Annotated in this window: 16 protein-coding genes and 4 pseudogenes; 11 read left to right on the top strand and 9 right to left on the bottom strand. The window is 45.1% G+C overall.

The genetic code is table 11. From position 1 onward, the window contains the following. The first annotated feature begins 21 nt into the window (after nt 1-21). The 11 genes and pseudogenes from mmsA to GWP40_RS12815 all read left to right on the top strand — a co-directional run bounded on the left by mmsA (nt 22) and on the right by GWP40_RS12815 (nt 16417). A pseudogene (gene mmsA, locus GWP40_RS13595) lies at nt 22-1570 on the top strand (multiple monosaccharide ABC transporter ATP-binding protein). After that, nucleotides 1563-2747, top strand: a complete 1185-nt coding sequence (gene mmsB, locus GWP40_RS06960) for a multiple monosaccharide ABC transporter permease (RefSeq protein WP_212564739.1) — start codon at nt 1563-1565, stop codon at nt 2745-2747. The pseudogene mmsA and the gene mmsB overlap by 8 nt, the downstream one beginning before the upstream one ends. A 47-nt stretch (nt 2748-2794) precedes the next feature. Beyond that, nucleotides 2795-4279, top strand: a complete 1485-nt coding sequence (gene xylB, locus GWP40_RS06965) for a xylulokinase (protein ID WP_212564740.1) — start codon at nt 2795-2797, stop codon at nt 4277-4279. Nucleotides 4280-4330: 51 nt separating this feature from the next. Continuing rightward, on the top strand, nt 4331-5668 hold the full coding sequence (xylA, locus tag GWP40_RS06970; protein WP_212564741.1) for a xylose isomerase: 1338 nt from the start codon (nt 4331-4333) through the stop codon (nt 5666-5668). 3 nt (nt 5669-5671) lie between these two features. Next, the gene (locus GWP40_RS06975) at nt 5672-6709 is read left to right on the top strand and encodes a LacI family DNA-binding transcriptional regulator (protein ID WP_212564742.1); all 1038 of its coding nucleotides are present in this window, start codon (nt 5672-5674) and stop codon (nt 6707-6709) included. Nucleotides 6710-6852: 143 nt separating this feature from the next. Continuing rightward, nucleotides 6853-7497 carry a DUF4912 domain-containing protein gene (locus GWP40_RS06980; protein ID WP_230974312.1) on the top strand — a complete coding sequence of 215 codons (645 nt, stop codon included), beginning with the start codon at nt 6853-6855 and terminating at the stop codon, nt 7495-7497. Nucleotides 7498-7570: 73 nt separating this feature from the next. Continuing rightward, complete coding sequence (locus GWP40_RS06985; RefSeq protein ID WP_212564744.1) at nt 7571-9151, top strand: 1,4-alpha-glucan branching protein domain-containing protein; 1581 nt, start codon at nt 7571-7573, stop codon at nt 9149-9151. 42 nt (nt 9152-9193) lie between these two features. Continuing rightward, entirely contained in the window at nt 9194-9937 is a 744-nt protein-coding gene (gene gpmA, locus GWP40_RS06990; protein WP_212564745.1) for a 2,3-diphosphoglycerate-dependent phosphoglycerate mutase, read from the top strand. Between the two features lie 77 nt (nt 9938-10014). Then, nucleotides 10015-12897, top strand: coding sequence for an excinuclease ABC subunit UvrA (uvrA, locus tag GWP40_RS06995; protein ID WP_212564746.1), 2883 nt, complete (start codon nt 10015-10017; stop codon nt 12895-12897). Between the two features lie 21 nt (nt 12898-12918). After that, nucleotides 12919-14436, top strand: a complete 1518-nt coding sequence (locus GWP40_RS12810) for a hypothetical protein (RefSeq protein ID WP_230974313.1) — start codon at nt 12919-12921, stop codon at nt 14434-14436. A 28-nt stretch (nt 14437-14464) separates the two neighbouring features. Beyond that, complete coding sequence (locus GWP40_RS12815) at nt 14465-16417, top strand: hypothetical protein (protein ID WP_230974314.1); 1953 nt, start codon at nt 14465-14467, stop codon at nt 16415-16417. Between the two features lie 25 nt (nt 16418-16442). On the opposite strand, the gene GWP40_RS07005 is transcribed toward GWP40_RS12815, so the two are convergent. The 9 genes and pseudogenes from GWP40_RS07005 to GWP40_RS07040 all read right to left on the bottom strand — a co-directional run. Then, a complete protein-coding gene (locus tag GWP40_RS07005; protein WP_212564747.1) occupies nt 16443-17198 on the bottom strand; it encodes an ABC transporter ATP-binding protein in 756 nt (251 codons plus the stop codon). Nucleotides 17199-17436: 238 nt separating this feature from the next. After that, nucleotides 17437-18114 carry an Rpn family recombination-promoting nuclease/putative transposase gene (locus GWP40_RS07010; protein WP_212564748.1) on the bottom strand — a complete coding sequence of 226 codons (678 nt, stop codon included), beginning with the start codon at nt 18112-18114 and terminating at the stop codon, nt 17437-17439. A 910-nt stretch (nt 18115-19024) separates the two neighbouring features. Next, nucleotides 19025-19225 (bottom strand): annotated as a pseudogene (locus GWP40_RS07015) (hypothetical protein); the annotation flags it as partial. 271 nt (nt 19226-19496) lie between these two features. Then, a complete protein-coding gene (locus GWP40_RS07020; protein WP_212564749.1) occupies nt 19497-19754 on the bottom strand; it encodes a type II toxin-antitoxin system RelE family toxin in 258 nt (85 codons plus the stop codon). Then, on the bottom strand, nt 19751-19981 hold the full coding sequence (locus GWP40_RS07025) for a hypothetical protein (protein WP_212564750.1): 231 nt from the start codon (nt 19979-19981) through the stop codon (nt 19751-19753). The genes GWP40_RS07020 and GWP40_RS07025 overlap by 4 nt, the downstream gene beginning before the upstream one ends. A 473-nt stretch (nt 19982-20454) precedes the next feature. Continuing rightward, nucleotides 20455-21975 (bottom strand): leucine-rich repeat domain-containing protein, encoded by a 1521-nt coding sequence (locus GWP40_RS07030; RefSeq protein ID WP_230974316.1) that lies wholly within the window; start codon nt 21973-21975, stop codon nt 20455-20457. 45 nt (nt 21976-22020) lie between these two features. Beyond that, nucleotides 22021-22152, bottom strand: a pseudogene (locus GWP40_RS13600) (InlB B-repeat-containing protein); the annotation flags it as partial. Beyond that, the gene (locus tag GWP40_RS07035) at nt 22145-22336 is read right to left on the bottom strand and encodes a hypothetical protein (protein ID WP_212564751.1); all 192 of its coding nucleotides are present in this window, start codon (nt 22334-22336) and stop codon (nt 22145-22147) included. The gene GWP40_RS07035 and the pseudogene GWP40_RS13600, both read right to left, overlap by 8 nt. A 321-nt stretch (nt 22337-22657) precedes the next feature. After that, a pseudogene (locus GWP40_RS07040) lies at nt 22658-22828 on the bottom strand (ATP-binding cassette domain-containing protein); the annotation flags it as partial. Nucleotides 22829-23021: the final 193 nt, after the last annotated feature.

Genomic DNA, 23021 nt, shown 5'->3' on the forward strand with positions numbered 1-23021 from the left:
GGAAACAAAATGGAGACTGTTTTGACGGAAACGCTGTTGGAAATAAAAAATGTTACAAAAACATTTGCAGGTATAAAAGCTCTAAATGACGTCAGTCTGAAAATTACGCGGGGTGAAATCCATGCCCTCGTAGGTGAAAACGGTGCCGGCAAATCAACACTGATGAATATTTTAAGCGGCATTTACCCCTACGGTACCTATACCGGTGATATACTATATGAGTCCGAACGGTGTACGTTTCATTCGGTAAAAGACAGTGAACGTAAAGGTATCGCCATTATTCATCAGGAATTGGCTCTTGTTCCCCACCTCAGTATTGCTGAAAATATTTTTTTGGGAAACGAGCAAGGAAAATCATTTAAAATTGATTGGGAAAAAACCTTTGCAAAAGCCGATGCGCTGCTTCGGACGGTAGGGCTGCATGAATCGTCACGGACGCTGATTAAAGATATCGGAATAGGCAAACAGCAATTAGTTGAAATTGCAAAAGCTTTGGCAAAAAATATTACGTTTCTCATTCTTGACGAGCCGACAGCTTCGTTAAACGAAACGGATTCACAAAAATTATTACATTTATTACTTGAATTTAAAAAGAAAAATATAACATCAATTATTATCTCACATAAATTGAATGAGGTATCCTTTGTTGCGGACAAAATAACTGTTATCAGAGACGGCTCTGTAATAAAAAACTTTTGATAAAAAAACGGATGATTGCAGCGAAGATCTAATAATCAACGCAATGGTCGGTAGAAATCTGTCGGAACGTTTTCCGCCGCGCACACCTTGTATAGGGGATATTCGGTTTGAAGTAAAAGACTGGACGGTTGAACATCCTCTGTATGCGGAACGGGAAGTATGTAAAAATATCAATATTAATTTACGCAAAGGTGAAGTTGTCGGTATAAGCGGTCTTATGGGAGCGGGGCGAACGGAATTTGCAATGAGTGTATTCGGACATTCCTACGGCGCGAATATCCGCGGACGGATTTTTATAAACGGGAAGGAAGTCCGGCTTAAAACCGTAAAAGATGCAATAAAACACGGAGTGGCATACGTAACGGAAGACAGAAAGGGCAACGGCTTAATTTTACATACAAGCATTTGCAAAAATACGACTTTAGCAAATATACGGAAAGTAAGCCGCCGCAATGTTATCCAAATCGATAAAGAACATGAGGCTGCACGGGAATGTGTTGAACAACTCAAAACAAAATGTACGGGAATAGAACAATCCGTAGTAAATTTATCGGGAGGGAATCAGCAAAAAGTGTTACTCGGCAAATGGATTTTTGCCGAACCCGAAGTGCTGATCCTCGATGAACCAACGCGCGGTATAGATGTGGGCGCAAAATATGAAATTTACTGCATAATAAACCGCTTGGCTGCAGAAGGAAAATCCGTATTGATGATTTCTTCGGAATTGCCGGAAATTTTAGGTATGTGCGACAGGATTTATGTTATGAATGAGGGTAAAATTGTGGGAGAAATTCCGCGGGAAGAAGCTTCACAAGAAGCAATAATGGCTTGTATCGTCCAAACGAAAAAGGAGAACACAAATCATGCTTAATACTCTTTCGATTAAGAATATATTGAAAAAAAACACAATGTTTATAGCGCTCATTGCATTGATGATTTTATTTCATGCCCTGATCAGTTTTGCAGACAGCGGTTCCTTATTTGCCCCGACAAATATTTCAAATATTATAAGTCAAAACTCTTATGTTGTTATTTTAGCAACCGGAATGCTGCTCTGTATTCTCAGCGGCGGCAATATCGATTTATCGATCGGTTCAATTGTCGCACTTATCGGGGCATTAGCTGCCCATTTAATTATTCTTTTACATTGGAATATATATGTCGTGATGATTTTATGTTTATTGGCCGGTACGGCAATCGGGGCATGGCACGGCTTTTGGATTGCATACATACGCATCCCGGCATTTATTGTAACATTGGCAGGTATGCTTTTATGGAGAGGCGTTGCCTTAATTATTCTTAACGGTTTAACTTTGTCGCCGTTTCCGGAAAATTATTTACGTTATTTTACCGGCTTTATTCCGATAACAAAGGATAAAGGATTGATATTTTCCGTAACAGTCGGAACGGCAATTTTATGCTGTCTCATTTTCATTGTAAAGGAAATTGTGCAACGTATACAAAAAAAACAAAAAGCATATTCAACTGAAAGCTTCGGAATATTTCTTATACGCATTATTCTGATTCCTGCAATTGTATTGTTTTTAGCAACACTGCTCGGTCGCCATAAAGGAATACCGGTGATTTTAATTCTTTTAACCGTTGTTGTTCTTGTCTATACCTACATTACTCAAAATACGGTACCGGGCAGGTATTTATATGCGATGGGCGGTAACGAGCGAGCCGCTAAGCTGTCGGGTATTGATACAAATAAAGCGTTGTTTTTTGTATATGTAAATATGGGATTTCTTTCAGCCCTTGCCGCTCTGGTTTGTGTCGGCCGTTTTAATTCGGCAGCGCCTACGGCCGGTATGAATTATGAACTCGATGCGATCGGTTCATGTTTTATCGGAGGAGCATCGGCATACGGCGGAACGGGAACGGTCGGAGGAGCGGTTGTCGGAGCTATTTTTATGGGTGTTTTGAACAACGGAATGTCCATTTTAGGTATAGACTCGAACTGGCAGAAGGCGGTAAAGGGACTTGTACTTTTAGCGGCGGTTGCTTTTGATGTCCTTTCAAAACGCCGTGAAAAAAGTTCAGTCTAATCCGTAAAAACAGATTGTAAATGAGTACCAAAGAGGACAGGGGAAATATGAACATAGTTGCCGGTATTGATTTAGGAACGCAAAGTTTAAAAGCGGTTTTATACGATTACGAACAAAAACGTATTGTCGCACAAGCATCCTGTCCTTTGGACTTGATTTCCAAAGAGGACGGAACCCGCGAACAAAAAACCGAATGGTACGATGCGGCATTAAAAAGCGTCTTTGAAAAACTTCCGTGTGAATTGCGTTCGCAGATACAGGCCGTCGGCGTCTCCGGTCAGCAGCATGGCTTTGTCCCTCTTGATAAAGACGGATTAGCTCTTTATAACGTAAAACTGTGGAACGATACGTCAACCGCTGAAGAATGCCGCATCTTAACCGATAAAGCAGGGGGGAATGCCGAAGTTATAAAAGAAGTCGGCAACCTCATGTTACCCGGCTTCACTGCTCCCAAGATATTGTGGTTAAAAAAACATTTTCCCAACGCATGGAAAAACGTGCGCTCTATTTTGCTTCCGCATGATTACATCAATTACGTACTAACCGGAAGCTATGTTATGGAAGCCGGAGACGCCTCGGGGACAGCGCTGTTTAATCCTGCAAAACGCAGATGGTCGCGCACGCTCTGTTCTCTTATCGATGAAGGCTTATACGATTTACTTGCGCCTCTTATCGCTTCGGATACAAAAGCCGGAACGGTATCGCAGAAAGCCGCCGGTCTTTTAGGGATTCCTGAAGGTATTCCGGTTTCTTCCGGCGGCGGGGATAATATGATGGGGGCAATCGGGACGGGGACGGTCAGCGACGGCTTTTTAACGATGAGTATGGGGACGTCGGGAACGCTCTACGGTTATTCGGACAAGCCCATCGCCGACCCCGAACACGGTTTATCAGGCTTTTGTTCCTCAACGGGCGGATGGCTTCCGCTTTTGTGTACGATGAACTGCACGGTTGCAACCGAACAAATCCGTTCTCTCTTCGGCTTACCGGTAACCGAGTTCAACCGTCTTGCCGCAGCAGCTGAGCCGGGCGCTCAAGGAGTACGGGTTCTTCCTTTTTTTAACGGAGAGCGTACACCGAATTTACCGAAAGGAAGGGCAAGCATCACCGGTCTTACGATGACAAATTCGAATAAGGAAAACATCTGCCGCGCCGCAATGGAAAGCGCTGTCTTCGCCCTGAAAGGAGGCTTGGACGTCTTTAAAAAATTGGGTTTTGAACCGAAAGAAATACGGCTTATAGGAGGCGGCGCAAAAAGTCCCTTATGGAGGCAAATCGCCGCTGATATTATGAATGTGCCGGTCAGCGTTCCCGTATCGGAAGAAGCTGCCGCAATGGGCGCAGCCGTACAAGCGCTGTGGTGTCTTGAAGGTGGTACACCTGAGCGGATAAAGAGCCTTTGCGCTGAACACATTCAGTTGAGCAAAGAAAAATCGGCGGAACCGGGTAGCGCAGTTTGCGAATATGAACAGGCGTACCGCGATTATAATGAGATTTTGGGGCAGCTGACGCCCCTTTATGTATACGGCTAAATTTTTTTGAAGGCCGGCATTTTTTTTGCAAAAATTTTATTTGGAGGTTATATGTCATATTTTAAAGGAAGTACCGAATACTTTCCCGGTATCGGTAAAATAAGGTTTGAGGGGAAACAATCGAAAAACCCGCTTGCATTTAAATACTACGATGAAAATAAAATCGTTTTAGGTAAGCCGATGAAAGAGCATTTGCGTTTTGCAATAGCCTACTGGCATTCTTTTTGCGCTGCAGGAGAAGATCCCTTTGGGGCGGGAACAATGAAGTTTCCATGGAATAGCAGCACCGATGCGATGACAAACGCCGAAAACAAAGCGGATGCGGCCTTTGAGTTTATTACTAAAATCGGAGCGCCCTATTATTGCTGGCATGACCGGGATATAAGCCCCGAAGGGAAAAGTCCGGCTGAAAGTGAAAAAAATCTTATAAAAATTACCGACGGTCTATATGAGCGGCAAAAAGCAACCGGCGTCAAACTCTTGTGGGGGACGGCCAATGTATTCAGTAATCCGCGCTATATGAACGGAGCTGCGACAAACCCGCAGTTCGGCATTGTAGCCCACGCTGCAGCTCAGGTGAAATGCGCAATAGACGCAACGATAAAGCTCGGTGGACAAGGCTACACCTTTTGGGGCGGACGTGAAGGCTATATGTCGCTGTTGAATACCGACATGCAGGCTGAAAAAGAACACCTCGCCCGTTTTTTAACGATGGCACGCGATTATGCGCGTAAGCAGGGCTTTACCGGCTGTTTTTATATCGAGCCGAAACCGATGGAGCCGACAAAACATCAATATGACTTCGATGCGGAAACAGTGATAGGCTTTTTGCGTACCTATGGTTTGGAAAAGGATTTTAAACTGAATATTGAAGCAAATCACGCAGAGCTTGCAGGACACGACTTTTACCACGAATTATCGGTATGTGTTGATGCGGGGATGCTCGGTTCCATCGATGCAAATCGCGGTGATAGCCGAAACGGCTGGGATACCGACCAATTCCCTTCAAGCATATATGAAACGACGTTAGCTATGCGGGCGGTGCTGCGTATGGGCGGCTTTAAAACGGGCGGCTTAAACTTTGATGCAAAGCGCAGAAGAAACTCGACCGCACCGGAAGACTTATTTATCGCACATATCGGCGGTATGGATATGTTTGCACTGGGCTTGGAAAAAGCTGCCGCCCTTATTGAAGACGGGCGAATCGATGCATTGGTTAAAGAACGCTATGTATCTTTTGCAGAGGGAAAGGGCGCCGAATTTGCGGCGGGCAAAATGACCATGGAAAGTCTTGCTGCCCTTGCCGAATCCTATGATACGGTGCATCCTGCCTCGGGTAAACAGGAATTATACGAAAACATTCTCAACGAAGTTATTTTTAACGGATAAACGGTGTCGGTTACCATAAAAGATATCGCGGCGGCGGCGGGCGTTTCACGGGGGACGGTAGACCGTGTACTGCATAAACGTATGGGAGTAAATCCCGAAGTCGCGCAAAGAGTCCGCCTCATTGCCGATGAAATGGGATTTGCACCGAATATGGCAGGAAAAATTCTTGCCGCCCGTAAACAGCCGATAAAATTCGGCTGTTTACTTCCCGATGTGGGAAATCCTTTTTTTGACGGTATTATTGCCGGTTTTCACCGCGCAGAAAAAGAATTAAGCGATTTCGGAGTGTCCCTTCACATAGAACATATAAAAGGATTTGATATTGCTACGCATATTCATACGATTGAAAAATTAGCTTCCATGAACCTTTCAGGTTTATGTATTGCCACTATGGATATACCCGAAGTTCAATATACCGTACAAACTCTTATCGAAAAAGGAACACCGGTTATCAGTGTCAATACCGATATTCCTGATACCGATCGTCTATGCTATGTGGGCCCTGATTATACGAACGGAGGAAACACCGCCGCCGGTTTATTGTCGTTGTTAACAAAGAGCGAATTGAACATTTTAATAGTTACCGGCTCTTTTCATATTCGCGGCCATAATGAACGCATTCAAGGCTTTATCCAAGGTTTAATTGAAAGAAAATCTTCTTATACGGTTTTAAGTACCTTTGAATCACTTGATGACGATACGTATGCATACGAAACGACAATGAGCGCATTGGAAAAATATCCGGAAACAAACTGCATATTTATTGCCGCCGCTGGGGTTGAAGGGGTCTGTAAGGCAGTCGATCGATGGCATAAAGATTCGGAAAACAGAAAAAAGCCCTCTATTTTATCATTTGACGATATTCCGGCAACAAAGCGTTTGGTGAAAGACGGATTTATTGATTTTACCATTTGCCAGGAACCTGAACAGCAAGGATATATGGCTGTTTCAAAATTGTTCTCGTATTTAATGGCCGAAAAAAAATGCACCCCGCAGGATTATATAACGTCTACAATTATAAAAATCAAAGAAAATATATAGGGCACATCTCGTCATTTAATGCTGCTGAGCAAAATATTGAGCACTTGTACTCCAATGCTCTGCGCCGTATATTTTCAAAAGACTTGAGTCTTGACATAAATATGAATATTTTAGATGATGCCGCAATGGAGAGTGGGAGTGCGGTGAAATTTACCAGATCTTATTTGCAAACACTGTCAACGGATGCGCTCTTTACATTGGCAGACCAATACGGGCTTTTTTTGTCGTCGGATTTGACGCGGCATCTTTTGATCGGTGAATTGCTCGATCTTGATGATGGGTTTGCGAATGATGAATACAGTGGTGATTCCATTGCGGCGGCTATAAAACCTCATGAGGCGGCATACAGTTATAACCTGACCGAAATACGGGTTCTCTTAAAAAATCCGCTGTGGTTTTTTGTCTTTTGGGATTTCCATAAACGCCTTTTTACCGAATTAACGGAGGAAAAAGATTTTTCTTTTTTTTCACTGCGAGTGCATTCCCTCGATCCTGAGAACACTTCAAAATCGTTGGATTTTTTTGATATACAGGTGCTCAAGGAAGACCGCAGGCATTATGTGCATGTCTCTTTTGACGAATACCTGCATCGTATCGATTTAATGGCTCATTTTACGAATGGCCGTGAGCAGATATTAGCGCAATCGAATATCGTCGGTATGCAGCGGAAGAATATTCCGCAACGGCTTTGTATTTCACAAAATGCGGTGGATAAGATAATCGGTTTATCGGGATTGGCTGCTTTAAAGAAGTCCCACTTTCAGCATTACCGGCAGGCATTTAGGTAGAAAAATGAGCCTCAAAGAGCTTCGGTTTTTAGAGGTCTCCCCGTGTTCGACGAATCTATATTCGAGGTACCCGATGATTAAAAAAACGTTACTTTTTATTTTTCATGCTCACGTACCGTATATCCGCCATGATGATGAGAACGAGTTGCTTGAAGCGGCGCCGTTATACGAAATGATGTCATACGGTTTTTTACCGTTTTTACGGATGTGCAGCTGTTTGGATGCTGATGCTGTTCCGTTTAAGTGTGCGTTGGTAATTTCTCCGCTTTTGTGCGAAATGCTGAAGTCCCCTTTATGTCAAGAACGATACGGTGCATATTTGGATCGGCATATCGCATTTGCTCAACAGGAATTGAAACGGGCGGCAGGATTACCTCGGGAAGCTCTTGTGCGACAGTACCTTGAGTTTTTAACGCTGAATCGGGAAGATTTTCATGTTCGTTATAAAAAAGATATTTTAAGCGGAATAAATTTTTTTGCAGACAAGGGATATATTGAGCTGCTTGCAACATCGGCAACGCCGTGCTTTTTCCCGTTTTATCAGGATATGCCGGAAGCGCTTACCATGCAGATTGAACAAGGTCTCAGTAGTTTTCGGGAGCATTTTGCAACGGTGCCTGCAGGATTTTGGTTTCCGTCAATGGGGTATGACACGGGGTTAGACAGCATTATCAAATCGTATGGCCTCGATTATACCGTATTGGAAAGCCAGAGTTTCTTATTTGCCGACCGACCGCCGGTAAACGGCGTCTTTTCCGCAGCAATGGGAGAAAGCGGGCTTTCGTTTTTGGGAAAAGACAGCGCCGCATGCGCCGATATTGCGCATCCCGAAACCGGTTTTTATCTGCACCCCGATTACCTCGATACCGATAAAGATGCAGGGTTTGAACTTGATGGAAAAGCGCTTTCCCCTTTGTTCGATGTAAAGGAAGGCCGACGTACAACAGGCTTTTGTTATCACCGGCGAGGCGGCGGCGACTATGATGCAACAGCCGGTGCTCTACAGGCGGAACAAGACGCCGAACGGTTTCTTGCAAACCGTGATGCGGTATTAACGGAGGTCGCAAAACTGCTTGATATTGCTCCCGACCCGCTCTGCTCCGTTTCCGTGCTTCCGCTTCGTTTTCTCGGAAAAACGTGGAAGGAAGGAATACTCTGGTTGGAATCGGTCTTCCGCAAACTTGCACAGCGGCACGATATGCAGTGCGCCTTACCTACCGAATACCTGAAAAAGGTGCGGCGGATACAGAGCATTAATCCTTTTTATGCTTCCAACCTGCCGAGCGGATATGCGGATGAACTGATAAATAGCTCAAACGATTGGATGTTTCCCCGTATTCAAAAGGCTAGCGAACGGATGATCGACCTTGCAGGGCGTTTCCCTGATGATCAAGGTCTTAAAGAGCGGATGCTGAATTTGGCTGCGAAGGAGCTGCTGCTTGCGCAGTCGACTGATTGGCCGCTGATGGCGGATGCTCAAACTTCTGCCGAATACGCTGCTGCACAGTGCGAAGAGCATCTTGCTACTTTTACCGATGTGTATGATTCGCTCGGTTCCGGCTCGATCGGTACTGATCGGTTAATTAAAAGAGAAAAGGAATATCCGATATTTTCGGATATGAATTACCGTTTTTTTATAAGGAAATCCCGATAAAGCCTGTTTGCAGATAATCGGAATTGCCAAGGGGGGTAAGGAATGAAATTAGTGCTTATACGGCATGGTGAAAGCGAGTGGAACAAGTTGAACCTGTTTACCGGTTGGACTGATGTGGAATTGTCGGACAAGGGCGTAGAGGAAGCAAAGGAAGGTGGAAAGGCGCTTGCCGCAGCCGGTTTTGACTTCGATGTCTGTTACACCTCATACTTAAAACGGGCAATCCATACGCTGCAATTCGTGTTGGATGAACTTGACCGTAACTGGCTTCCTGTCGTTAAAACATGGAAGCTGAACGAACGGCATTACGGCGATCTGCAAGGATTGAACAAGGCGGAAACAGCTGAAAAATACGGAGAAGCGCAGGTAAAGATTTGGCGTCGCTCTTTCAATATTGCGCCGCCCGTCCTTTCGGAAGACGATGCACGCTGCCCGTATCTTCAAACGGCATACCGCGGTATCGACAAGGCGGAACTGCCCCGTACCGAAAGCTTGAAAGATACCATTGCACGGGCTGTTCCGTATTTTGAATCGGTAATTAAAAGGGATATGCTGGCCGGTAAGCGTGTATTGATTGCCGCACACGGAAATTCGCTCCGTGCACTCATTAAATACTTCGAGCACCTCAGCGACGAAGAGATTGTGCAGGTAAATCTGCCTACCGGTATCCCGCTTGTTTATGAATTTGATGTTAATTTTAATGTGATGAGCAAGGCCTATTTGGGCGATCAAGAAAAAATTAATGCCAAGATAAACGCGGTAGCGAATCAAGGCAAAGCAAAGTAAATGCAGGATACCGTTAGTCGCAGATTAAATCTAAGGAAAACCTCAAAAAACTGAGGTTTTTAGAGGTTCCCTCTAGTATGCAAGAAAATGAAGTACAGAACCGTGCGCACGCCAATAAACTGATTGTTAAAGGTGCGCGCGAGCACAATCTCAAAAATATCGATGTGGAGCTGCCCCGCGACAAGCTCATTGTAGTGTCGGGGCTTTCCGGTTCCGGAAAAAGTTCCCTTGCCTTTGATACCATCTTTGCCGAGGGGCAGCGGCGGTATGTGGAATCCCTTTCGGCGTATGCGCGGCAGTTCTTAGACCGTATGGATAAGCCCGATGTCGATTATATCGAAGGTTTGTCTCCGGCTATTTCCATAGAACAAAAGACTACGCACCGCAATCCGCGTTCGACGGTCGGCACGGTAACCGAAATTTACGACTACTACCGTCTCCTGTATGCCCGAACGGGGCACCCGCATTGTCCGCAGTGCGGAAAGGAGATTCAGGAGCAAACGGTCGATCAAATTATCGATGCGATTATGAGCTGGGAAGAGCGTACCCGCGTTCAAATCCTCGCGCCGATTATCAAGGGCAAGAAGGGTGAACACCAAAAAATTATCGAAGACGCCAAAAAGGCAGGCTTTCTCCGGGCGCGCATCGACGGACTGACGGTTAATCTGGAAGACGGCGTTAAGCTCGACAAACAGAAAAAACACACCATAGAGATAATCGTCGACCGTATTCAGCTGTCCGCCGATGTCCGCAAGCGGCTTTCGGAGTCGGTGGAAACTGCATTGGAAAGCTCCGGCGGGACGCTGATCGCATTGCGGCAAAAGACTGCGGACGACCCGATAACCGAAGTATTCTTTTCGCAAAAGAATGCCTGCCCCGATTGCGGTATTTCGATGCCGGAACTACAGCCGCGCCTTTTTTCGTTTAACAACCCCTACGGCGCCTGCCCCGAATGTACCGGGCTGGGGCATAAGCAGCGTTTCGACTTTAAGCTGATGGTTCCCGATACCTCGCTGTCCTTTAACGAAGGGGCATTCTTGCCCTACAATCCCGATTCTGCGTGGAACCGCGCCCGCTTTGAGTCGCTTGCCCGCCGCTTCGGTTTTTCACTCGACACACCGGTAAAAGATTTATCAAAAAAAGATTTAAAGGTTATTATGGACGGTTCCGGTCTTGAGCCGATTGAATTTGTATACGAACGGCAGGACGGATCGGGGAAGTCTAAGTACCGCCGTCCGTGGCTCGGCATCTATGCTGATATGCAGCGCCGGTATAACGAAGCGTATTCGGCAGCGCAGCGGGAGTCTTATGAAAAATACATGGCGGTAACAACGTGCGAATACTGCGGCGGCAGGCGGTTAAAGCCCGAAGCCTTGGCCGTTACCGTCGGCGGTAAAAATATTTACGAGTTAAGCAGCCTTTCCGTCGGCGATTCAATTACGTTTTTTGAAAAGCTCAAACTGACCGCCACGGAAAAGACCATCGCCCATCAGATTTTAAAAGAGATAACCTCCCGTCTCCGGTTTATGAAAAATGTGGGGCTCGACTATATTACCCTTGAACGGAAGGCGGCGACGCTGTCCGGTGGGGAATCGCAGCGGATACGGCTTGCAACCCAAATCGGCTCCAGCTTAATCGGGGTGCTGTACATCCTCGACGAACCGTCCATCGGGCTGCACCAGCGGGATAATCAGCGGCTGATCGATACGCTGCTGTACCTGCGCAACCTCGGCAATACGCTCATCGTAGTAGAACACGACGAGCAAACTCTCCGCGTCGCCGACTACATCGTAGACCTAGGCCCGGGCGCAGGGGTGCACGGCGGCGCTGTCGTAGCGGCGGGGACGCCCGACGAGGTGATGCAGGTAAAGGAAAGCCTTACCGGTCAGTACCTTGCAGGAACCCTCTGCATGGAACTCCCCGCAGAACGGCGGAAGGGGAACGGCTCCTTTTTAACCCTGCAGGGGGTAACCGAGCATAATTTAAAGAATGTTTCGGTTTCCATCCCGCTCGGAGCCTTTACCTGCATTACCGGCGTTTCCGGTTCGGGAAAGTCCACACTCCTTTCGGATGTGCTGTACCCCGCCGTGTCCAACGCGCTGATGCGCAGCGGCTTACCGGAGGGCGCATACAAAAAGATAAAAGGGCTTGAACATATCGATAAGGTTATCAATATCGACCAAAGCCCGATCGGCAGGACGCCCCGCTCAAACCCTGCGACCTATGTAGAGGTGTTCACCGCGATTCGCGACCTGTTTGCAAACTTGCCGGAATCGAAGGCGCGGGGCTATAAGCCGGGGCGGTTTTCGTTTAATGTGCGGGGCGGTCGCTGCGAGCACTGTCAGGGCGACGGCGCAATCGCAATCGAAATGAACTTTTTACCCGATGTGTATATCACCTGCGACGTGTGCCGTGGGAAGCGGTTTAACAAAGAAACGCTCGATGTTCGGTACAAGGGAAAGAATATTGCGGATGTACTTGATATGACCATCGAAGAAGCCGCCGAGTTCTTTGCTCCCGTGCCGCAGATCGCCCGCAAAATGCAGACCCTTCTTTCAGTAGGGCTCGGCTATATCAAGTTAGGACAGTCGGCGCTTACCTTATCAGGCGGCGAAGCGCAGCGGGTTAAACTGGCGCATGAGCTTTCCAAGCGCTCGACAGGGAAAACGCTCTATATTTTGGACGAGCCGACGACGGGACTGCATTTTGCGGATGTCAAACAGTTAATGGAGGTTATCCAGCGGCTGGTCGAGCAAGGAAACACCGCCCTTATGATCGAGCATAACCTTGACGTCATCCTGCAAGCAGATCATATTATCGACCTCGGTCCCGAAGGAGGTTCCCGCGGCGGCACCGTTATTGCGGAAGGTACGCCGGAAGAAGTTGCCGAAGTGAAAAATTCGTATACGGGCTTTTACATCAAAGAGATGCTTGACCGGTATCGGCAAAAAAGCTCATAGGTTTTTATAGACATCCGTATAATGAAAAAGTCGCTTGCTTCCGTTTTTTGTCTTTTGTTATTCATTCTCTCTTCTCCCTACGCGCAGATCGCGAAAGAGCCGAAGGTTATTACCATCAATTCCGTGCGTGTAATGGAGATATTCAAAAAAGAGAATAAGGCGCAGTATCGCACCGAACCGGATAAAAACGATGAGGAAGCGGATATAAATAGCAGCGAAGATAAAACGGAACAAGAGAAAAAAAATGAAACGGCGGAGAAGACTTCTGTTGCAATAAAGACTGATGCTGCTGCAATAGGTACTGATCCGGCGACAGACGCTGTTCAACAAAACAAGGATGATTCACAGAATAACGTGCAGCAGGGAAACAGCGGTGAACTTCCCGCTGCGGAAAACACGGAGTCTTCGGCAGAACAAACCAATGACACGGAAAATCCATCCGGTACTCAAACTCAGGTAACAACCGAAGAGGCTCAAAAGGCTGTTGAAGAAAAAAAAGATAATATTATTGTGTTTACCGGCGGCGTTTCGCTTTCGGTAAAAGAAGGCTCCTCCGTTTCTACGATTGAGGCGGATAAGTTGGTGTATAACCGCTCTGAAAATACGATTGAGGCGGAAGGGAATGTCCGGTATAGCAGAAAGACCGGTGGTTCCGATGGCGCAGAAGAATTTATCGGCGAATTGCTGCTATTCAATATCGACGAGATGGAAGGTATATTCCTCGACGGTACGATTAAACAGGCACCTCGGAAACAAGGTCAAAACCCTTTTACTATTCAATCGACAACAGTCGGACGCGATTCGAGCGGTGCAACAGGATTTAAAGATGCCGTACTAAGTACAAATCCCGATCCGGACGAAGAACCGCTGTGGTCTATCCGTGCAAGCCGAATTTGGATGCTGCCGGGTAATGAACTGGCTTTTGCTAACGGTTATTTTTCTATTGGCATTGTACCGATATTGTATCTGCCGTTTTTTTATCATCCTGCCGATGAAATGCTTTTTCATCCCGTGTTCGGTTTTCGCAATAGGGAAGGGTACTTTGTACAAACGACAACGTATTTACTTGGACGGAAACCGTTCGATACCGATTCAAAGAAATCAGGTTCATTCTCCAATTTTATGAAAAGCGATCGACTGAAAAAACAAGAACGGATTGGTTTGTTTTTTAAGAATCTGGAAGAAGATGCACCCGATATCAGCCCTGCATATATTAAACTGATTGCAGATACCTATTCACAGCTCGGCGGTTTAATCGGCATAGACGGAAAGACAATTCCTAAAAACACACCGATTAGAGAACTTGATTTTTCACTTTTTTTGGGAATGTCTCGGACACTCTTTCCTCTGAAGAAAATCGGCAGTGACGGTATTTCACATACTACTTATGATACACATGGGAAAAGGCACTACAATAAAAGCTTTTTTTCTGGGAAGACAGTTACCGTTTCGGTACAGAGCGCATATCAATTTTGGAATTTCTCAGGCGCCGTTTCAACTTTCGATAAATATGCCCTTTATTTCCGACCCTTATTTTAAGAAAGATTTTTTTGACCGATCGGAGGATATGAATTGGTTTAATTATCTTTTGAACAAAGAAAAATTAGCAAAAGGAACCGATATAGGATCGGAAAGTTCTTATTCATGGAAGCTTAACGGTTCTATCCGTCCGTCATTTAAGAAAATCAGCCCATGGATTTCTTCATTTAATCTGGATACCGCATCACTGACCGTTAACTTTTCTTCAAAAGAAACAAACCCGAGAGCTGTCGGTGAAGAAGCGTATGCGCCACAGCGGTTTTTCTTTTATCCGTCGCTTTTTAAGCCGGAAGGAAAAATTTCAATTTCAGGAACACTGTTATCCAATACTATGTTTAATAGAGCGCCGGCAAAAAAAATTCCTGATGTGGAAGGTATTGCTCATCCGTTTATAACACAGGATAAAACATCATCGGATACGTCGAAAAATGAAAATACCGATTCGACACAGGCAGAAAATCAAAAAAAAGACAAAATGGAATTTCTTGATACTTTTATTCCGGTATTTAAGCCGGTATACGGTAAGGAATTCGATCATAGTATTGAATATTCACTCAGTTATTCAGGCGATTTTTCTGCATTACAGGAAACAACCTTTGCTTCTTCTCAATGGAAGAATCCCGAAGACATAAAATGGAAGGACTATGAATCGCGATATTATCAATTGAAGGGGAGCGCCGGTTTAAGGGGGACGCTATCCTATTCTCAAAATCTTATTTCGCTCTCGAGTAACCTTATTGTTTCGGGAAATTATCAGCGGCATCCTTGGACACGGGATGTGAGTAAACAGCCTATTTTAGAACTCAATAACTTTAAAGCGAATGTATACACGTTGAAGAATGAAAACTCAGTAACCGTCAATCCTTTTGTGTATACCGATTTATTTAAACCCATATCGTTTAGTTGGAGTATCACGGAAATTTTAGCAAAAAATACATTTACCGGTACTTATAGTAATCCTCAATGGGAGACACAGAAGATAAAGTGGAATAAAGATTTTATCACTGCCCATACGGGATCGGCGGTATTCGGTGTTATGCTTGCGGAAAAGTATACGCAAAAAATTACTTTTTCTATAAACCTGCCGCCTCTTTTGCAAGCCTATAGCACTTCGCTCAATGTGTCATTTCCTTATGGAACCTTAGCTGCTTCGACAAAATTGTTTGAGAAAGAAAAAACGAAAAAAAAATGGTTCTGGGAGCCGTTTAAAATGGAACTGAATTGGACATTGCCTTATAATATAAAAACAGCACAGACATATATTTATAATATTGAAGATAAAAAGAATGAACGGCTGCATATCACCTTTGGATGGAAATATATTTCCGCCTTTTATACCCAAAGCACGGAAGTACCGCAAAAACTTTTACCGGGAAGCGGATGGGTATTGGACGGTACGGAAAAACGGTTTATTCCCTTTGCCTTTGGATTTTCATTTTCCAATGCTTCCAATCCCTTTACTATCTACGCATGGAAAAACCGTATCAAAATACAACTTGGATTGTCGTCAACCTTACAGTTTAATTTAGTCCGTATTACCGACAGCTATTTTACGTTTGCACCTAAGATTATTTTTAATATTCATGAATTTTGGGATCTTTCTTTCGGCTCATCAAGTAGAAATAATGTTATTGCGCGGTATTTTCAAAAAGCACTCAATTTGCCGGTTGTTATTCCCGGGAATACCAATATACTTACCGATTTGGCTCAATCATTTTATTTTTGGGATAGAGCAAAACGCGAAGCGTCGGGGTTTAAACTGCAATCGCTGGATATAGGCTTTACCCACTACCTCAAGGATTGGACATTAAAACTCAACTGTGAAATCAAACCTCAGTTAAAAAATAATGGCCCTCGTAAATATTATGAATTTAGTCCGACAATAACCTTTGCTGTAGCATGGAATCCCATCGGGGATATAAAAGTTGAAGCAAAAAAGAAAGAAGGAAAATTCTCCGTCGAGCGCGGCGAAATACAATAAGGTTGAGCGCTTTTTGCTTTTTCATTTACAAAGGAGTAACGGTTGCGGTACCTTTTTCTTTTTCCGTCATCATAAGGAACAGTCGCTCAAGCGAATCGTTTGTGCCGCGCTGTGCTTGCAGTTCAGGCAGTGATCCGCAAAACAGCATCTGTCCCTTGTTGATAATCGCGAGTTTATCGCATACCTTTTCGGCAATTTCCATGATATGCGTGGAAAAAAACACCGTCTTTCCCGAATCGGCGTAGCTCCGCATCAGGGTTTTCAGGCGGAACGCGGATTGAGGGTCAAGCCCGACGATGGGTTCATCCAAAATCCACAGTTCCGGCTGATGGATAAGGCTTGCCGCAATGAGCAGCTTTTGCTTCATACCGTGTGAAAAACTCGCGATGCGCGTATTCAGTACCGTATCGATTTCAAAAAGCGCAGTATATTCCGCAATCCGCTCTTGCCGCTCTTCGGTTGAAACACCGTACACGTCTGCGACAAAGTTGAGGTATTCAAGCGCCTTAAACTGCACAAATACTTCGGGATTGTCCGTTACATAGCCGATTTTCCGCTTTGCTTCCAGCGGATACTTCAGTATATCGGTACCTCCGATGAGAATATCCCCCGAATCGGGCGCAATGACACCGGTGATCATTTTGATAGTCGTCGTTTTTCCCGCTCCGTTCGGCCCCAAAAAGCCGAAAATCTCTCCGGTTTTCGCCTCGAAAGAGAGGTTATCAACCGCCTTTCCCGCCGACCGTCCATACGTTTTTGAAACATTTTGTATCGTAAGCATCTTGCCACCTTAGTTAATTGATAATTTGTAATGGGTAATGTGTAATTACTGTATACTGTGCTATCTATAAGGTGGGGGAAGTCTCCCCCTGAGCTCCGGCTCTTGCCGCCTTCTCTGTCGTATCGGAGCAAGGATTTTCGGTTCCCCTCAAATCTTGCTTCTTTTTGGTACAAGCGGCGGCAAGTATCCTCCGCTACCCCCTCTTTTAATAATTGGTAATGGGTAATTAAATTAAGAATTATGAATTAAGTGTTTCTACTTCCTGTACGGTTAATCCGGTTACTTTTGCGATATTTTCAATAGATAAACCTATCACAAGTAAATTGCGTGCTGTTTCAAGAGCTTTTTGTCGAGAACCTCTTGCTTCGCCTTCAGCAAGACCGATCGATTTACCTTCAGCAAGACCAAGCGATTTACCTTCAGCAAGACCAAGCGATTTACCTTCAGCAAGACCGCGTTCAACCCCCGCACTGAATTGAGTTTCTGAAATGGTCGCTATATCGCTTTTCAGCTTCATTCTTGACTCATACAGCTTTCGTTCTGTCGGCGATAAAGTTAATACGTCTATTTTTTCATTCAGCATTTGTAATACCGGTGACATTGTTGCTATCATCGCTCGCTCCTTTCTATTAGTTGCTCCTATAAAACGCAGCCAGTTAATAAGCTGACCTCGTTTACCTTCCGTTTTCCCTTCTGCTTTCGCCCTTTTTGCTGCTTGTAAGTCCAAGAAATGTACCTCAAGCACATCCGTCAGTATGCTATGTGCTGTCTTTTCTTGTAACAGGTACTCTGAATGAATAGCGTCATTGAGCCTGAAACCGTCTGCAATAATATTGATTGCGATACATCTATGCAGTTTATCATACGATTCTCCGGCTTTAAAATCCGCCGTGTACATTTTTGCCCAGTAGAACATATTAGGGAGGCTTTTCTTTTTTTTCGATAAAAAGAAAAGTCCCCCTATAACCCCCAAAAGAAAAACGGCGACTTAGGGCTCTGCCCTAAGAACCCGCCTTGGTTCCCACGTGTGGTTCTAAAAAAGCTGAGCAATTAAGCTTTTTTGCGCAACTGAGTTTCAGTAGCGGCACGGATGCCGCTGGTTACAGCAGAAACGATGTTTCAGCTGTGCTGAAACTCGCTCTTTCCATCGTACACGGATGTACGATGGAAAGAAACGCATAATCGTTTGTGAGGGTTATCTGTAGTTCGTCTTCCATACCTGTAGAAAGTATAGGGTATCTGGATATAAAATGCAATGTGTGGAATGCAGGAGGAAATGCAAGACTGAGGGCAAAGTATAATGAAGTATAATTATGAAGAGGATGGTGCTGTGTACAACATTTTTAGGTAGTTATAATGCGGAATCCCTGACTAATTCCTTGTTTATTATGGATAACGATTAATGGGGCTGTCCAAAAAGTATGCAAGTATGGTAGAATCAGAGCATGAGTAGAGGCATCAGTAGTAAAATAACGTTTAAGATATATGATCAAAGTGAACAGTGGCTATTGCCCCCGAGCTTAGAAGAATTGGTGCCAGAGAATCATCTGGTAAGAGTAGTCAGCGCAACGGTGGATAAAATAGAACTTAAAGCTCTTTTCAAAGCCTACAGCACGGGAGGAGGAAACGTCAAAAATGTACATCCTTGTACATTTTTGACTGCGAGTTTTGCCTTACGTCAAAACATCACTTCTGTTTAATACCACCGCCATCCTTGGCGGTTCTGATTTGGGACCTCTGTATTTCACAGTAGTTCTGATGTCAATTACCCATTACCAATTAAAGGAATTATCCATTATCCATTGTTTACCTATCACCGATTGATTAGACTGGTGTTCTGCAAGGACTATTATTCTATTATCTACAAGATAGGATACGTCATTATAGAATGCCATATAAAGAACTTGCTCAAGCCTGATATTTTTTAACTTTCCTACAGCCGTAAGTTTTGTTCCATGCAAAGCATTATAGAGTGATAAAAAATTCTCTTTTGCAAATATGCGGGCATCTGCTGCGTCGCACGGCAAAAAAGTGTCCTCGACGTATACCCGATACGCCTGCGGTACTTTTTTGCCTAACTCCTTGCATCTGCTCCGCCTATTTGCAAAAGTGCTCATACTATATAACCGCCACGGATGGCGGGGGTTCCAGCATTACGATGTTTTGAGCTTTGCTCAAAACTCGAAGTCAACGACTGTACACGGATGTACAGTCGTTGACGGTCGACGAACACCGAGTCTTTGTATATGCGGTTGTGTTTTGCCATAGCCCCCCCCCCTTTTACTTTTTGTTTTCTCTTTATCGGTACACTGTTGAGCGGTGAGCGATTTCGATGACGGTGATAATCAGCTCGTCATCACGGATACGGCACAAAATGCGGTAATCGCTCACACGGTAGCGCCATAGGCCGGCAAGGTTTGAAGTAAGCGCTTTTCCGCGGGAACGCGGATTATCGAGAAGCTCGACTTGTTCAAGGTAGTCCAAAACACGCTTTGAGATTGCAGCATCCAGCTTTTTTAATTGCTTTTTGAATGTGTCCGTCAAAATGACTTTCATAATCCCAGCTCGCGCCGCACTTCGGCAATGGTATATGTCTTTTCCTCGCTTTTTTCAAAGTTGGTCCACGCTTTTTCGGCACGTGCCGCGTCTTCGGCGTCTTCCTGCAATTCAGCAAGGTAGCAGCTCAGGGCATTTTCCAAAACTGCGTCTTTAGTTGCTCCGCTCATTTGCGCCGCCTGTTCCAATTCCCGGTACGCTTTATGTGTCATAGTCATTGTAGGCATAGCAAACCTCCTCGTCCTTTATTATACCACAGTTACCGCTGTGTTTTAAGGGGAGAGTAAATACAAAAAAACCGCCCCCAAGCCAAGATTTTCCGGTTTGAAGACGGTCAGTCTGTTTTTTTAATGTCTAATTTCTAATGTGTAATCAATTTGTAATTTGTAATTTGTAATGTGTAATGGATAATGTGTAATTCATAATTACCCATTATCCATTACCCATTACCCATTAAATCAATTCCCCATTCTCTTAAATGTCTTTCGGGATTCCGTAGCGATTCGTTTTTTGCATCTTCCAGTGCTTTGCGTCTTTCGCATTGTCAAAGGCTTTTTTAAGGCTTTCGGGAGTGCTGAAGTTTTTGCAGTTGCCTTCGTCAACGCCTGCATCCTTAAGATAAAGTATAGCATATGCCCCGTCGCTTTCTTCCCATTTCGGTAAATCGTTAAAGAGCTTTATGAACGCATCGGCATTAAGCTTATTTCTGAAGCATTCCAGCTTTTTTCAAAGCGGTGCAACCTTGCACGTCAAGGGCAGGAAGCTGATTGCTTGCACAGTTAAGCTCTTGCAAAGCGGTTAAGCCCTGCACGTCGAGGGCGGTAAGCTGATTACCTCCGCACTTAAGCTCTTGCAAAGCAGTGCAGCCCTGCACGTTAAGCTCAAGTATCTTATTGCTTCGACAGTAAAGCTCTTGCAAAGCGGTTAAGCCTTGCACGTCAAGCTCGGTAATCTTATTGTACTGGCAGTTAAGCTTTTGCAAGGCGATACAGCCTTGTACGTTGAGGGTTGCGAGCTGATTGTTGTCATTGCAGTCAAGCTCTTGCAAATCCTTTAAGCCTTGCACGTTAAGGGCGGTAAGCTGATTGCTGTTGCAGTAAAGCTCTTGCAATGCAGTTAAGCCTTGCACGTCAAGCTCGGCAATCTTATTGTGCCGACAGTTAAGCTCTTGCAAATCCTTTAAACCTTGCACGTCAAGGGCGGTAATATAATTGTACTGGCAGTTAAGCTTTTGCAAGGCGGTTAAGCCTGAGACGTCAAGGGCGATGAGCGGTCTATTACCGCCTACATTTTCATCACCGCTACAGTTAAGCTCGATGAGCTCTCCTATGAGGGCAATTTGTGTTCCCGCCACTTTTGCGGTCAGTGTGGTTTCCGCCTCGTTTGCAAGTTCGGTCTCGTTGCAGCCTTCCACAGTTATGGGCTTGCCGTCAGCCGTCTTTGCTTTCACTTTGACGGTGTTTTTGCCTGCCTCAAGGGTGAGTAGGGCTTTTTTTGGCTCAAAGCTTACGGTGACGGCGGCAGGCTTTGTTACAGTAAGCGTGTATTCCGTGTTTGTGCCTGCTTCGGCGATGGCTGTTCCGTCAAGCGTCCAACCCTTTACACGGTAACCAGCGGCCGGCGCCGCCGTAAAGGCTACGGTTTTGCCGTGCTCGACGGTTATGGGACTCGTTTCCGTTTCCGCTACGCCGTCCGCCGTTGCTTTGAGCGTGCCGCCGGTGCCGTCCACGCTGAAGGTTACGGGGTATTTGTTTATCTTCCACTGTGCCGTGTATTCCGTATTTATGGCGGGGAATGCTAAAGGGGAAGGCGGAGCGGGAGACCATCCTTTAAAAGCGTAACCCTCTCGTTCGGGAGCGGGTGCGGTCAAGGCTGTTCCGTATTTGCCTGTTTTTATGATATCGGCCGTATTGCCGCTGACATTGCCGCCTGCAAGTTTAAAGGTTACGTTCACCGTATTGCGCTCGTAATAGAGTTCTACGACGGTGCTGCTGTCAGCATTTATCGTACCTTCTGTCTGTACGGTGTTGTTTACTTTAGTAAGCGCAGACTTGTAGGTAAAGCCTGTGTAGTTTTTTGCCGTGTATGCGGCGTTGGCTCCTACCGTGCCGTTTTGATTTTCGCTTTCTGCCGGTTCTGCAGGATAGCCGCCTTCTATTTTTTCCTGATAGTGTTTTACTGTATACGAGGCTTTGCCGGGAGGGAGTTTTTCAAAGCTCACCTTTACGGTTACCGCTTTCTCGATCTTAAGCGGATAGGAGTCGGAGGTATTGCTCTCTACGGCTTTTCCATCGAGCGTCCAGCCCTTTACTTTGAAGTCCTTGTTAGGCGTTGCGGTAAAGGTTACGGTTTTATTCGCTTCTACTTCGTTACCGCTCTTTATTTCCGTTTCACCTATCTTTGCCGTAAGGGTGCCCCCCGTCTACGTTAAAGGTTACCTTGTACTTGGACGTTGCCGTTTGCACCGTCGGCTGTTTACAAGCGGTAAAAGCCATCGCTGCAAGCGTAAAAAGTGCAGCTATGATGAGCGCCGCGGCTCCTCTCAAGGTGTGCGCCTTTGTGCCGGTTCTCAATTTTGTCATATAAACCTCCTGTCTTTTTAATGGGTAATTGGTGATGTGTAATTACAAATTACCCATTACGCATTATCAATTAACAATTATCCATTATGTATGATAGTATGTATGATAGAAAAAATCTTCTTAATAAAGCAATTTTAATGAAAAAAGAACTCTGGTTGCTTAAAAAGAACCATGGTTACAGTAAAAGATCGTAAGGGCGGACACAGACTGCTGCGGCTGCACCGGAATCGAACCGGATGGCCTGCAGTGTACTGCGGTATAAAGCTAAAAATAATAGGGAATCAATTTTTAATTGGTACTGTTTAATGTGTAATAGGTAATCGAATCGGGCGCAATGACACCGGTGATCATTTTGATGGTCGTCGTTTTTCCCACCCCGTTCGGCCCCAAAAAGCCGAAAATCTCCCCGCTTTTCGCCTCAAAAGAGAGGTTATCAACCGCTTTTCCCGCCGACCGTCCATACGTTTTTGAAACATTCCGTATCGTAAGCATATTTTTACCTTCCATTTGTGCAAAATTTTATCTAAAATTTTGCACAATTTTTTTCAGAAAAAGGGCAAACGCATCAGAGAAATAGACAAAACTGCAGAATAAATAGGCTGTGAGACCATTTGAGCCGTGGAACGGCGAAACTCTGGTCGAATAGCCTGTTTATTCTGCAGGGCTGTTAAAAAAACAGTCTGAT

The organism is Treponema vincentii (assembly GCF_018336815.1).
GTDB lineage: Bacteria > Spirochaetota > Spirochaetia > Treponematales > Treponemataceae > Treponema.